The following is a 13,615-nucleotide window of genomic DNA, read 5'->3' on the forward strand; positions in this document are numbered from 1 at the left end:
GTACCGGAAATCAGGGCATTGGTGGTGCCACGGGGCACGACGGCGTCGGTGGGATCGGCGGTGACACCCAACATCAAGGCGTCGGCGGGATCGGCGGTGACACCCAACATCAAGGCGTCGGTGGCATCGGCGGCGACACCGGTGACTCCCAGAAGTGCGCCGACGCCAAGCCCTGTGACGGAAGCCAGACGTGCGGTGACTCCCGTGGTGCATCCTGTGGGGACGGCCGTACGTGCAACGAGTCCCGGAACGAGGGCGACTGCCGCGCCGACGGGGAACAGCTCGGCGGCGTGGACGCCGGCGTCGGGGGTTCCTTCAACGATTCCGTCCCGGCGCTGGTCGTCGGCGGTTTGCTGATCGCGGGGGCGTTCGGAGCCGCAGTACACCGGCTGTGGCGGCGCAGGCCGGACGCGCACGGCTGATCCGGGCCGACACACCGCACGTGATGCGGGCCCCGGGGACACGACACGGCATCACGGACTGCGCGGAGGCGGACATGCGGCGGACGGATCCCGAAGGCCACGGCCCCGTCCGCTACGGCCCTCGCCTGCCCGGCGACGGACTGCCCGTCCTGCCCGAACTCGCGGACGTGCTCGCCGACGCCGCGCACCGGACCGAGGAGGAGCCGGTCGGCGGCGCGGCCGACCTCCGTGACGCGGCCTGCGGCTACTGGGCGCGCCGCGGACTGCCCGCCGATCCCTCCCGCGTGGCCGCGGGCCCCGGCGCACCCTCCCTGCTGCTCGCGCTGACCGGCGCGCTCGGCGGAGACGTCCTGGTGCCCCGGCCCTGTGCAGCCTGGTGGGCGCCGTACGCGCGCCTGCTGGGCAGGCCCGTGTTCCATGTGGCGACGCCTGCCGAGAGCGGGGGCGTCCCGGACCCGTACGCGCTCCTGGAGACCGTGCGCCGGGTCCGTGCCGAGGGCGGTGATCCGCGGCTGCTCGTGCTCTCCGTCGCCGACGACCCGACCGCCACCGTCGCCCCGCCCGAGGCGCTGCACGAGACCGTCGAGGCCGCCCAGGGCGAGGGGCTGCACCTGGTCAGCGACGAGACCTGGCGCGACACCCTGCACGCCCCGCACGACACGGTGCTCCTCAGCCCCGCCGAGATGCTGCCCGACCGGGTCACCGTCGTCACGGACCTGGCCGGTGCCCTGCTCCCGCCCGGCTGGCCCGCCGCCGTCGCCCGCTTCCCCGAGGGCGCGCCCGGGGAGGCCCTCCACGCGCGCGTGCTCGACGTGCTGACCGCGATGGGCGCGACCGTCGCGGGCCCGGTCGCGGCCGCCGCCGGCTACGCCCTGGACGAACCCGGGCCGGTCACCGTACGCCGCGACGGTGCCGTACGCCTGCACGCGCGTGTGGCCGCCGCCGCGCACGCCGCCGTCGTGGCCGCGGGCGCGCTGTCCCGGCCGCCGCAGGCCGGGCGTCACCTGTATGTCGACCTCGGCGAGCTGCGCGACGCGCTCGGCGCGCACGGGGTGGGCGACGCACAGGAGTTGGAGGACTTCCTCACGGCCAGGCTCGGCATGCCCGCGCCCGGTGGCCACCGCTTCGGCGACGACCTCGGGGCGTTGCGCGTGCGGCTGTCCACCGGTCCGCTGCTGGGCGGCACCGACGAGGAACGCACGGAATGCCTCACGTCACCCTCACCGTTGGAACTGCCACACGTGCAACGCGCGTTGATCTCCTTGAGGTCGGTCTTCGACCACCTCCGCGACGACGCTCAGCGATGGGAGCCTCCTCGATGACGCAGCAGACGCCGCAGTCCGGGTCAGCGACCACGACGACCACCACGACCAGCACGGCCACCACGACTACGACGCCGCCGATCACGCAGCCGACCACGACGATCAGGGAAGCCGCCGCCCCTGCGGCTCCGGTCCCCTCCGCGCCCCCCTTCGCACCCCCGTTCCCGCCCCTCGCCGACCCTCGCCCGCTGGGCGAACTCCGGTTCTGGCCACGGGCCTTCCGCGACCGGCTCACCGCGCCCCTGCCCGGCCTCAAGGCCCTCGCCCGCTTCGCCCGCGAGGGCTCCGTACGACCCCGGCCCGAGGGCCTCGAGGACATCCCCCGGCTCCCCTTCGAACCCGCCCCGCTGCCCCGCGTGGACGCCCGCACGGTCGCCGTCAGCTGGGCGGGGCACGCCAGTTGGGTCGTGCGGATCGGCGGGCTCACCGTCCTCACCGACCCGGTCTGGTCCCGCCGCATCCTCGGCACCCCGGCCCGTATCACCCCCGTGGGCGTGGCCTGGGGTGCCCTGCCGCGCGTCGACGCGGTCGTCATCAGCCACAACCACTACGACCACCTGGACGCCCCGACCCTGCGCCGACTGCCGCGCGACACCCCGGTGTTCGTGCCCGCGGGGCTCGGCCGCTGGTTCCGCAGGCGCCGGTTCACCACCGTCACCGAGCTGGACTGGTGGGAGGCGTCCGAACTGTCCGGTGTCCGCTTCGACTTCGTGCCCGCCCACCACTGGTCCAAGCGCAGCCTCACCGACACCTGCCACAGTCTGTGGGGCGGCTGGGTGCTCACCGCCCCGGACGGGCAGCGCGTCTACTTCGCGGGCGACACGGGTTACGGCCACTGGTTCTCACGCATCGGCCGCCGCTACCCCGGTATCGACCTGGCCCTGCTCCCCATCGGCGCGTACAACCCGCGCTGGTGGCTCTCCGACGTCCACTGCGACCCGGAGGACGCGGTCCGCGCCCACCACGACCTGGGCGCCCGTCGCATGGCCCCCATGCACTGGGGCACGTTCGTCCTCTCCGCCGAGCCCGTCCTCGAACCGCTCACCAGAGTCCGGGAGGCCTGGCAGAAGGCGGGCCTGAACCGCGACGACCTGTGGGACCTGCCGGTGGGAGGTTCCCGGGTGCTGGCCTGAAGCCGAAGCCGAAGTACAGGCCTCAGGCCCGCGCCGTCCTCCGCACCCTCCGCCACACACTCGGCGTCGCGCTGATCACCAGGGTCAGCGCGACCGCCGCGACCACGCCCTCCCACGGCTCGCTGAACAGGGAGCCGCCGAGAATGCCGATCACCTGGTACGTCACCGCCCAGGCCAGGCACGCCGGCAGATTGCCGCGGGCGAAGCGGCGAAGCGGCCAGTCGGCCATCAGACAGGCCAGCATCACCGGGATGCGGCCCGCCGGAACCATCCGGGACAGCACCAGCACGGTCACCCCGTGCTCGCCGAGCTTGTCCTGGGCCTGCGCCAGCCGGTCCTCCGGCGCCCGCGCCCGTATCGCCTCCAGCCAGCGCGAGCCGTTCTTCGACCCCATGCCGCGTCGGCCCAGCCAGTACAGCGTCGCGTCCCCGAGGAACGCGGCCAGTGACGCCGTCACGAACACCAGCCCCAGCGCGAACGGCGCCGTCTGGTGGAAGGCGACCACGGCCGCCGAACTCACGAGCGCCCCGGTCGGCACCACCGGCACCAGCGCGCCGATCAGCACCAGCAGGAACAGCGACGGATAGCCGATCGCCTGCTGGGTCGACTCCGGCGGCACGGCCCTCGCCGCCGCGGCGAACCAGCTCATCGTGCGACCTCCAGCCGCACGCCCTCGCCGTGCCCCAGCTTGTGCACCGCCACCTGGGGCGCGCACTCGGCGGCCAGGCGCACGAACTCGTCGCCCGGCGCATGGAATTCATGGGGGCGCACGGCGTCCATGCCGATCGGCCAGTACGTGCCGTAGTGCACCGGCACCGCACTGCGCGGCGCGAGCGCGGCGAGCGCCCGTGCGGCCCGGCCCGCGTCCAGGTGCTCCGCGCCCAGGTACGGTCCCCAGCCGCCGACCGGCAGCAGAGCCACGTCCACCGGCCCGACCTCGGCCGACATCGAGTCGAACAGCCCGGTGTCCCCGGCGAAGTACGTCCGGGCCTCGCCCTCGACGACGTATCCGAGGGCGGGGGAGCGGTGCGGGCCGACCGGCAGCCGCCGCCCGTCGTGCCGTGCGGGTACAGCCCGTACGACGAGGTCACCGACCGAGGTCTCGTCACCGGGTGCCACCTCGGTGATCCGCAGGTGGGCGAGCCGGCGTAGTCCGGGCACCGCCCGTGGCGCGCCCCGGGGCACGAGCAGGCGCGTGCCTGGGGCGAGCCGGGCCAGCGAGGGAACGTGCAGGTGGTCGGCGTGCAGATGCGAGACGAGCACCACGTCCGCGCGGGCGGCCTCCGGCGGGGGCGGCGCGCCACGGCGGCGGCGCAGATGCGCGAGCCGGCGGGCGAACAGGGGATCCGTGAGCACGCGAACGTCCGAGTCCGTCACCGTGCAGGTGGCGTGACCCCACCACGTGATCTCCACCGGCACCTTCTTTGCCCCCTTCGCGCGACTCCCCCGAAGCCTACGGGCAGGAGTAGGGTCGGCGGCGAAACCCGGAGGTGAGGGGGGACGCCATGGGACCGGTGCGCGTCACGGCGATCGCGAGTCTGACGCCGCTCGAGGAGCTGGAGGCGGATCCCTTCCTCGTGGACTCGCGCAGTCAGCACGCGATGTGCGCCCGCTGGGCCGTCGAGCGTGGCTATGTCGTCGTACGCGAACTGCTGGTGCGCGGGCTGCGCGCCGACCACTGCGTGCTGTGGAACGGGGTACGGCCCGGGACGGACGTGTTCGTCGCGCCCAGCCGACGCGTCCTGGAGAGCGCCCTGTCGTCCGTCGACGAGTTCACCGCGGAGTGCGCGCGGCGGGGGGTGCGGGTCGAGACGGTGGGCTGCGCGGAGCCGCTGTACGACGCACAGATGAAGGCCCGGGTGCACCGGCGACTGTCGATGCCGACGGCCGGGTACGACGGGCGGTAGCCGGGGAGCCGCGCGACGCCCTGTGACAAGGTGGGGGCGGAGAGGCCCGCACCGGCGTCGGGCCGGGACGTGAGGTGTGCGGGGCGTGCTTGGTGGGCGGTGGCGACGGGTTGCGCGGCAGGTCGGGCGGAGTGTGACCGTGTGGGCGGTCTCGACCGTCACCCTGCTCGTGCTCGCCGGGCTTCTGCCCGACTTCCAGCTCCAGTCCGCCGACGGCGACAGCGCCACTCAGATCGCCGTCACCGCCGCGCTCGGCGCGGGCGCCTTCGGTGTGCTCTCGGCCGTCGTCTGGCCGCTTCTCGTACGGCTGCTGCTGCTCGTGCCCGCCCTGGTGCTCGGGCTGCTGGTCTTCGCGCTCAACGGCTCGCTCCTCCTCGTCGCCCTGCGCATCAACCCCTCCGGACAGAGCGAGGCGGCCCCCGAGACCGCCGTCATCGTGGCCGCCGTGATGTCCGCTGTCGCCTCCGCCACCGGCGGCGCACTCGCGGTACGCGACGACGACGCCTACCGGCGCCGCCTCTACCGGCTCGCCGACCGCCGCCGCCGGGCCCACCCGCCGTGCCCGGCCGCCCCCGGCACGGTCCTGATCCAGCTCGACGGCGTCGGCCACGACGTCCTCACCGACGCCGTACGCAAGGGCCTCATGCCGACCGTCGGCCGCTGGCTCGCCGCCGGCGACGGACAGCGGCCGACACACCGGCTCACCCCCTGGCGCACCGACTGGTCCAGCCAGACCGGCGCCAGCCAGCTCGGCATCCTGCACGGCAGCACCTTCGACGTGCCCGCCTTCCGCTGGTACGAGAAGGACCACCGCGAGGTCATGGTCTGCAACCGCCCGACCAGCGCCGCCGAACTCCAGCGCCGGGCCGTCGAGCGCACCGGCGACGGCGGACTGCTCACCGTGGACGGCGCGAGCCGGGGCAACCTGTTCAGCGGCGGCGCCGACGAACAGGCCCTCGTCCTGTCCATCGCCACCCGCCGCCGGGGCCGCGAGAACCGCTCCCGAGCCGGTTACTTCGCCTACTTCTCCGACCCGGCAAACGCCGTCCGCACCGCCCTCTCCTTCTTCGCCGAGGCCGGCCGCGAGATCGCCCAGTCGACCCGGGCCCGCGCCCGTAAGCAGCGCCCGCGTGTCGGACGCGGCGGCCTCTACCCCTTCGTCCGCGCCTTCGCCACCGTCGTCGAACGGGACGTCGTCGTCGCCGCGGTGATGGGCGACCTGCTCGCCGGGCGCACCGCCATATACGCCGACCTGGTCGCCTACGACGAGGTCGCCCACCACTCCGGGCCGCGCGGCCGGGACACCGAGAAGGTGCTCCAACGCCTCGACCGGGCCCTCGCGCTGATCGAGAAGGTGGCTGAGCACGCCCCGCGCCCCTACCGGATCGTCGTCCTCTCCGACCACGGCCAGAGCCCCGGCGAGACCTTCCGCGCCCGCTACGGCCTCACCCTCGGCCAGCTCGTCCGCGCCGGCTGCGGACTGCCCGTGCCGAGGAAGGCCGAGCGGACCCACAGCGGTGCCGAGGCGCGTGCCGCCGTACGGGCCGCCCTGCGCAGGCCGGTCGAGGAGCGCGGGGAGCGCCACCGCCCCGCCCGCCGCCGCTCCGAACCGATCGTGCTGGCCTCCGGCAACCTCGGCCTCGTCTCCTTTCCCGACGTGCCGCACCGCATGACCAAGGAGGAGATCGACGCCCGGCACCCCGCCCTGCTCACCACCCTCGCCAACCACCCCGGCATCGGCTTCCTGCTGGTGCGCAGCGAGCAGCACGTCGGGGTGGTCCTCGGCGCGTACGGCGCGGAGATCCCCCTGGACCGGCTCGACGAACAGCCCGGCCCGCTGGCCGCGTTCGGGCTCGGCGCCGCCGACGCCGTCCGCCGCACGCACGCCTTCCCGCACACCGCCGACATCATGGTCAACTCCTGGTACGACCCGGCCGACGGCGAAGTCCTCGCCTTCGAGGAGCAGATCGGCTCGCACGGCGGCCTCGGCGGCGCCCAGTCCCGCCCCTTCCTGCTGTCGCCCACCGCCCTGTCCGCCCCGGCCGGCGACGGGGAGGAACTGGTCGGCGCCGAGCACGTGCACCGCGTCCTGCGCCGCTGGCTGCGCGAGTCGAACGGACCCCAGGTGCCGCTCACCGAGGCGGACGAGGACCGCCGGGCCGCCTGAAATTGGGCTGCGCCCGGGAAGCCGTACGCCCACACTGGTGCGAGTCGTACGTCTCTCGCACATCCCCGAGGAGCCTTCCCTTTGCAGGCTGCCGTCACCGTCACTCCCGCCCGCATCCCCGAGCTGCTGCTCGGGCTGGCCACCATCCGGCCCGTCTTCCTCTGGGGCGCCCCCGGCATCGGAAAGTCCTCCCTGGTCAGGGAGTTCGCCGAGTCGCTGGGACTTGAGTGCGTGAGTCTGCTCGGCACCCAGCTGGCGCCCGAGGACCTGATCGGCGTGCCGCAGATCCGCGACGGACGGTCCGTGTTCTGCCCGCCGGAGGCGATCGCCCGCGACGAGCCGTACTGCCTGTTCCTGGATGAGCTGAACGCGGCCACCCCGGACGTGCAGAAGGCCTTCTACTCGCTGATCCTGGACCGCCGTATCGGAAACTACGAACTGCCCAAGGGCTCCATCGTGATCGGCGCGGGCAACCGGGCCACCGACAACGCCCTCGCCCGGCCGATCGCCTCCGCGCTGGTCAACCGGCTCGCCCACGTCCATCTGGAGGCCTCCGCCAAGGACTGGCTGATCTGGGCCGCGAACAACGCCATCCACCCGTGGATCCTGGACCACCTCACCGACCGCCCCGACCACCTGTGGTCCAAGCCGCCGAAGACCGAGGAGCCGTTCTCCACGCCCCGCTCCTGGCACATGCTCTCCGACGCGCTGCACTCCTTCGGGCAGGACCTCGACGAGGAGACCCTGAAGGTGCTCGCGCACGGCACGCTGACGCCCGCGCACGCCGTCGCCTTCTGCGGCTACGTCAAGATCGTGCGCAGCCGGTTCGGCATCGAGGTGATCCTCAAGGGCGACGCCCGTTGGCCGCACCGTATCGAGGACCGCGACCTGCTCTACTACCTCGCCGAGTCGTTCCGCGGACGCCTGATCAAGGAACTGCCCGCCGGCAAGGAGCACATGTCGGCGAACGGACGGCAGACCGCGTACCGCGCCAAGTCCCTGCTCGTGCAGCTCGCCGAGATCTCCGTCGAGGTCGCGCAGACCGTCATCGCCTCCGACACCGACGGCAACCCGGTCCTGCCCGCCTGGTTCCTGATCGAGGCGGCCCGGGACATGCCCCGGCTGGTGGAGGCGCGCCGGTGAGCCGAGGCCGGGGGGCGGAAGCGAAAAAGAAGAAGGATCCGGCGGCCGAGGAGTTCGCGGCGGGCGTGGCGATGCTGCGGGCCAATCCCGCGCTGCGCTCCGTCGAGTTCACCATGTGCCGGCACGAGGAGTGCAAGCTCGCGCCCCGGGACGGGCTCGTCCGCGTGGACTCCGACGGTGTGCTGCACGCCCACGCCACCCGGCGCGCCGAACCCGCCGAGTGGGCCTGGGCCCTCGCCCACGGCACCATCCACCTCGGCTTCGGACACGTCCCGGCCGCCACCGGCCCGCGCACCCAGCCCGACGGCCCCGACCTCGCCGCGCGCTGCGCCGTCGTCAACCGCTTCCTGCAGAACTTCCCCGTCGGAGAGGCACCCGAGCACCTGCCGCTGTCCTACCCCGACGGTGACGAGGAACAGCTCGCCGCGCGCTGGCGCCGTACGGGCATCCCGGCCGCGTACGAGCGCTGCGGCACGGCCGGCGGCGAACCGGATCTACTCCTGGTGCCCTGGGACACCTGGGCCGGTCAACTCCCCGACTGGCAGCTCGCGTTCGCGCACGCCCTGACCCGCACGGTGGGCCGGGCGATGGATGTTGCGGGCGGCCGCCGCGAGTCGATGGCCGCGCCGCCCACCCCGCTGCGCCCCTGGGAACGCGCCCTGAGCTGGTTCGTCTCCGCCTTCCCGCTCCTCGGCGGCATCGCGGCCGGCATCAAGCTCGTCGCCGACGCCGAACTCGCCCGCGCCCACGACATCTCCGTGGCCGCGGTCAACGCCGAGGCGGGCGAGATCTACGTCAACCCGCTGCGGACCCTCGAGGACGAGGAGTGGCGGTTCGTCCTCGCCCACGAGATGCTGCACGCCGCCCTGCGCCACGGCGACCGCCTCGGCCCCCGCGACCCCTACCTCTTCAACGTCGCCTGCGACTACGTCGTCAACGGCTGGCTGTGCGAGATGCAGGTCGGCACGATGCCCGAAGGGCTGCTGCACGATCCGGAGTTGCGCGGCCTGTCCGCCGAGGAGGTGTACGACCGCATCGCCGGCGACCTGCGCCGGATGCGCCGTCTGGCCACCCTGCGCGGCAAGGGCCTCGGCGACATCCTCGGCGCTCCGCTCGGCCCGCCCGGTGACTACGTCGACCTCGACGAGTTCTACCGCCGGGGCCTGAGCCGGGGCCTGGGTCTGCATCAGCGGCTGGAGCGCGGGTTCCTGCCGGGCGGGCTGGTCGAGGAGATCCGCGCGCTCAGCCATCCACCGCTGCCGTGGGACGCCCAACTCGCCCGCTGGTTCGACGAGTTCGTGCCCCGCCCCGAGGCGGTGCGGTCGTACGCCCGTCCCTCGCGCCGTCAGTCGTCCACTCCCGACATCCCGCGCGCCGGCCGCTACTTCCCGCCCGAGGAGGTCGCCAGGTGCACCTTCGGTGTCGTCCTCGACACCTCCGGCTCGATGAACCGCGTCCTGCTCGGCAAGGCGCTGGGCGCCATCGCCTCCTACGCCGAGGCCCGGGAGGTACCGGCGGCCCGGGTGGTGTTCTGCGACGCGGCACCGCATGACGCGGGCTATCTCCCGGTCACCGAGATCGCCGGCCGGGTCCGGGTGCACGGGCGTGGCGGTACGGTCCTGCAGCCCGGGATCGACCTGCTGCACCGCGCGGACGACTTTCCGCCGGGCGCGCCGGTGCTGGTCATCACCGACGGCGAGTGCGACGTGCTGCGGGTGCGGCGCGAGCACGCCTATCTGATCCCGCAGGGCAGCCGGCTGCCGTTCACCGCCCGTGGCCCGGTCTTCAAGGTGGTGTGAAGCCGAATGTGATCGGATGGGCACACCTGACCCCGATTCGGGATCGCACGCGAAAGGAAGAACCGTGGCTACCACGCGCACCGCACACACGGTCTGGGAAGGCAACCTGCTCCAGGGCAGTGGCGTCGTCACCTTCGACTCCTCCGGCATCGGCCAGCAGCCGGTGTCGTGGGCCTCGCGCGCCGAGCAGGCGAACGGCAAGACCAGCCCCGAGGAGCTGATCGCCGCCGCCCACTCCAGCTGCTTCTCCATGGCGCTCTCGCACGGCCTGGCCGGCGCCGGTACCCCGCCCACCAAGCTCGTCACCTCGGCCGACGTCACCTTCCAGCCCGGTGAGGGCATCACCGGCATCCACCTCACCGTCGAGGGCACCGTGCCGGGCCTCGACAACGACGGCTTCGTCGCCGCCGCCGAGGACGCGAAGAAGAACTGCCCGGTCAGCCAGGCCCTGACCGGCACCACGATCACCCTGTCGGCGAAGCTCGCCTGACTCCCGTACGTCCCCGGTGCCGCGTCGCCGTGAGGGGCGCGGCACCGTCGTTTCGGCGCACCCGGCATTGACAACAGCGCACTCAAGTTTTGTGCTGGAGTTGGGGAAACACCCTTTGTGGAAGGGGACAGAGATGGCACGTGCGGTCGGGATCGATCTCGGGACGACGAACTCGGTGGTGGCCGTCCTGGAAGGCGGTGAGCCCACCGTCGTCGCCAACGCCGAGGGGGCGAGAACCACACCCTCGGTCGTGGCCTTCGCCAAGAACGGCGAGGTGCTGGTCGGCGAGGTGGCCAAGCGGCAGGCCGTGACGAACGTGGAGCGCACAGCCCGCTCGGTCAAGCGGCACATGGGCGACGCGGCCTGGCGCTTTCCGGACAGCGGCTCGGTCGACGGCACCCGCTACCGGGCGCAGGAACTGTCGGCACGCGTCCTGCAGAAGCTGAAGCGGGACGCGGAGGCCTACCTCGGCGACGACGTCACCGACGCGGTGATCACTGTGCCCGCCTACTTCGACGACTCCCAGCGCCAGGCCACCAAGGAGGCGGGGGAGATCGCCGGTCTGAAGGTGCTGCGGATCATCAACGAGCCCACGGCTGCCGCGCTCGCCTACGGCCTCGACCGTGGCGAGGAGCAGACCGTCCTGGTCTTCGATCTCGGCGGCGGCACCTTCGACGTCTCCCTCCTGGAGATCGGCGATGGCGTCATCGAGGTCAAGGCCACCAACGGCGACACCCACCTCGGCGGCGACGACTGGGACATGCGGATCGTCGAGTACCTGATCAAGAAGTTCAAGGGGCAGTACGGCATCGACCTCGGGAACGACAAGATGGCGGTGCAGCGGCTGCGCGAGGGCGCCGAGAAGGCCAAGATCGAGCTGTCGTCCTCGTCCGAGACGTCCATCAACCTCCCCTACATCACCGCCTCCGCCGAGGGCCCCCTGCACCTCGAGGAGAAGCTGACCCGGGCCCAGTTCCAGGAGCTCACGGCAGACCTCCTCGACCGCTGCAAGACCCCCTTCCACCAGGCGGTCAAGGACGCGAACGTGCAGCTGTCCGCCATCGACCACGTGATCCTGGTCGGCGGCTCCACCCGGATGCCCGCAGTCACCGACCTGGTCAAGGAGCTCACCGGCAAGGACCCGCACAAGGGCGTCAACCCCGACGAGGTGGTGGCGGTCGGCGCGGCGCTCCAGGCGGGCGTGATCCGCGGCGACGTGAAGGACGTCCTGCTCCTGGACGTCACCCCGCTGTCCCTGGGCATCGAGACCAAGGGCGGCATCATGACGAAGCTGATCGAGCGCAACACGACGATCCCGACCCGGCGTTCGGAGATCTTCACGACGGCCACGGACAACCAGCCCTCGGTCGGCATCCAGGTCTACCAGGGCGAGCGTGAGATCGCGGCCTACAACAAGAAGCTCGGCGTCTTCGACCTCACCGGGCTGCCGCCCGCCCCGCGCGGGGTGCCGCAGATCGAGGTGGCCTTCGACATCGACGCGAACGGGATCATGCACGTCTCGGCGAAGGACCTGGCGACCGGGCGCGAGCAGAAGATGACGGTGACCGGAGGCTCGGCCCTCCCCAAGGACGACATCGACCGCATGATGAGGGAGGCCGAGCAGTACGCCGAGGAGGACCGAAACCGCCGCGAGGCTGCTGAGACCCGCAACCAGGCCGAGCAACTCGTCTACCAGACCGAGAAGTTCATCCGGGACAACGAGGACCGCATTCCGGCCGACACCAAGACGGAGGTCCAGGAGGCGGCCACGGAACTGAAGACCCTGCTGGAGCAGAACGCCGACACGGCCCCCCTGCGCGCCGGGGTGGACAAGCTGGCCTCCGTCAGCCAGAAGATGGGCCAGGCCATGTACGCCAATGCCCAGCAGCAGACGCCGACGGAGAACGCCGAGCAGACCTCACCGCAGGACGAGGAGGGCGTGGTCGACGCGGAGATCGTCGACGACGAACGCGACGCGAGGGGCGGGGCGGCCTAGGTGTATTGACCCGCAGGGTTGTTCACACGGCTGATCGGTGGTTGGCCGCCGAGTGCGGTGTGGCAGCGGTGATGGTTGTAGGTGTGTAGGAAGTCTGCCAGGGCGGCGGTGCGTTCGTCGTTGCTGGTGTAGGGCCGCAGGTAGGCCCATTCGTCGAGCAGAGTGCGGTTGAAGCGTTCGACCTTGCCGTTGGTGTGCGGCCGGTAGATACGGGTGAGTTTGCCGGTTGCGCCGAGGTCGGCCAGTGCCTGCCGCCAGGCAAAGCTCTTGCGGTAGGGCCAGGCGTTGTCGGTGAGGACCCGTTCGACACGGTCGATGCCCGCACCGGCGAAGAAGGCTGCGGCCCGGCGCAGGAAACCGGCGCAGGTGGTGGCCTTCTCGTCGGGGTGGATCTCGCTGTAGGCGAGGCGGCTGTGGTCGTCGACGGCGGAGTGGACGTAGTCGAAGCCCATGCCGGCGCGAGTGGCGCGGCCGGCCTGTCGGCCGAGGGTCTTGTGGCCGCCGCCGTCGGGGATGCGGCCGAGTTTCTTGATGTCCACGTGGATCAGCTCGCCGGGCCGGTCGCGTTCGTAGCGGCGGATGATCTCGCCGGTGGGCCGGTCCAGGTGGGCCAGGCGGTGCAGGCCGTGCCGGGCCAGGATGCGGTGCACGGTCGAGGCGGGCAGGCCCAGGATCGGGCCGATGCGAGCGGGTCCGAGCTTGCGGGCCTGCCGCAGCTCACACACTCGGGTCTCGACCGACGCCGGGGTGCGGTGCGGAGTCGTCCGCGGCCTGCTGGAGCGGTCGATGAGCCCGGCCTCTCCCTCGGATCGCCAGCGGCTGATCCATTTGTGGGCCGTGGCGCGTGAGATGCCCATCTCGGCGGCCACATGGGCAACCGGACGGCCCGAGCAGACACGTTCGACCAGCAGCCGTCTGCCATGAACGGTCAGCCGGGCATTACGGTGGGACACGAAGACCTCCGTGCGGTGTGTTCCTAGACAGCTCCACCACACCGGAGGTCTTCGCCATGATCAAGACCCGTTCGTGTCAACAACGCTCGTGATCAATACACCTAGAAGGCTGCTGAAAATCTTGTTGTGGGGCTGTCCGGCCGGGAGGCCGGGCGGCCCTTTTCGCTATGCGGTGGCAGGGGCGAGGTGCCAGGTGGTGTTGGTGCGGGTGAGTCCGAGGGTGATCAGTCGGCGGAGGTTGAGGGCGGCGGCGCGGTGGTGGAGCCAGATGTTGTTGGCGATG

General features: G+C 72.2%; 11 protein-coding genes and 1 pseudogene. 9 read left to right on the forward strand and 3 right to left on the reverse strand.

Translation table 11 applies throughout. The annotated features are described in order from the left end of the window. The 3 genes and pseudogenes from ACFYXB_RS40205 to ACFYXB_RS40215 form a co-directional block, all read left to right on the forward strand. A pseudogene (locus ACFYXB_RS40205) lies at positions 1-422 on the forward strand (hypothetical protein); the annotation flags it as partial. 74 nt (positions 423-496) lie between these two features. Further along, the gene (locus ACFYXB_RS40210; RefSeq protein WP_389590001.1) at positions 497-1,744 is read left to right on the forward strand and encodes an aminotransferase class I/II-fold pyridoxal phosphate-dependent enzyme; all 1,248 of its coding nucleotides are present in this window, start codon (positions 497-499) and stop codon (positions 1,742-1,744) included. Then, positions 1,741-2,877 carry an MBL fold metallo-hydrolase gene (locus tag ACFYXB_RS40215; protein ID WP_389590003.1) on the forward strand — a complete coding sequence of 379 codons (1,137 nt, stop codon included), beginning with the start codon at positions 1,741-1,743 and terminating at the stop codon, positions 2,875-2,877. The genes ACFYXB_RS40210 and ACFYXB_RS40215 overlap by 4 nt, the downstream gene beginning before the upstream one ends. A gap of 22 nt (positions 2,878-2,899) precedes the next feature. Here ACFYXB_RS40215 and ACFYXB_RS40220 read toward each other — a convergent pair whose 3' ends face one another. Together ACFYXB_RS40220 and ACFYXB_RS40225 are read right to left on the reverse strand one after the other, a co-directional pair. Next, complete coding sequence (locus ACFYXB_RS40220; RefSeq protein ID WP_389590005.1) at positions 2,900-3,526, reverse strand: DedA family protein; 627 nt, start codon at positions 3,524-3,526, stop codon at positions 2,900-2,902. Beyond that, the gene (locus tag ACFYXB_RS40225) at positions 3,523-4,296 is read right to left on the reverse strand and encodes an MBL fold metallo-hydrolase (protein WP_351352320.1); all 774 of its coding nucleotides are present in this window, start codon (positions 4,294-4,296) and stop codon (positions 3,523-3,525) included. Before ACFYXB_RS40225 ends, ACFYXB_RS40220 begins: the two co-directional genes overlap by 4 nt. Positions 4,297-4,382: 86 nt before the next feature. On the opposite strand from ACFYXB_RS40225, the gene ACFYXB_RS40230 reads away from it, so the two are divergent. The 6 genes from ACFYXB_RS40230 (at position 4,383) to dnaK (ending at position 12,379) form a co-directional block, all read left to right on the forward strand. Further along, the gene (locus ACFYXB_RS40230; protein ID WP_389590007.1) at positions 4,383-4,784 is read left to right on the forward strand and encodes a hypothetical protein; all 402 of its coding nucleotides are present in this window, start codon (positions 4,383-4,385) and stop codon (positions 4,782-4,784) included. Between the two features lie 76 nt (positions 4,785-4,860). Further along, entirely contained in the window at positions 4,861-6,951 is a 2,091-nt protein-coding gene (locus ACFYXB_RS40235) for a phage holin family protein (RefSeq protein ID WP_389590010.1), read from the forward strand. 81 nt (positions 6,952-7,032) lie between these two features. Then, positions 7,033-8,094, forward strand: coding sequence for an ATP-binding protein (locus tag ACFYXB_RS40240; RefSeq protein WP_389590013.1), 1,062 nt, complete (start codon positions 7,033-7,035; stop codon positions 8,092-8,094). Further along, positions 8,091-9,893 carry a hypothetical protein gene (locus ACFYXB_RS40245; protein WP_389590014.1) on the forward strand — a complete coding sequence of 601 codons (1,803 nt, stop codon included), beginning with the start codon at positions 8,091-8,093 and terminating at the stop codon, positions 9,891-9,893. The genes ACFYXB_RS40240 and ACFYXB_RS40245 overlap by 4 nt, the downstream gene beginning before the upstream one ends. A 64-nt stretch (positions 9,894-9,957) precedes the next feature. Beyond that, complete coding sequence (locus ACFYXB_RS40250; protein WP_351352305.1) at positions 9,958-10,383, forward strand: OsmC family protein; 426 nt, start codon at positions 9,958-9,960, stop codon at positions 10,381-10,383. Between the two features lie 133 nt (positions 10,384-10,516). After that, entirely contained in the window at positions 10,517-12,379 is a 1,863-nt protein-coding gene (gene dnaK, locus ACFYXB_RS40255; RefSeq protein WP_389590016.1) for a molecular chaperone DnaK, read from the forward strand. Here dnaK and ACFYXB_RS40260 read toward each other — a convergent pair. After that, positions 12,376-13,332 carry an IS481 family transposase gene (locus tag ACFYXB_RS40260; RefSeq protein WP_389590017.1) on the reverse strand — a complete coding sequence of 319 codons (957 nt, stop codon included), beginning with the start codon at positions 13,330-13,332 and terminating at the stop codon, positions 12,376-12,378. The genes dnaK and ACFYXB_RS40260 overlap by 4 nt on opposite strands. Positions 13,333-13,615 lie beyond the last annotated feature (283 nt).

This window comes from Streptomyces sp. NPDC002619 (genome assembly GCF_042889305.1).
Lineage (GTDB): Bacteria > Actinomycetota > Actinomycetes > Streptomycetales > Streptomycetaceae > Streptomyces.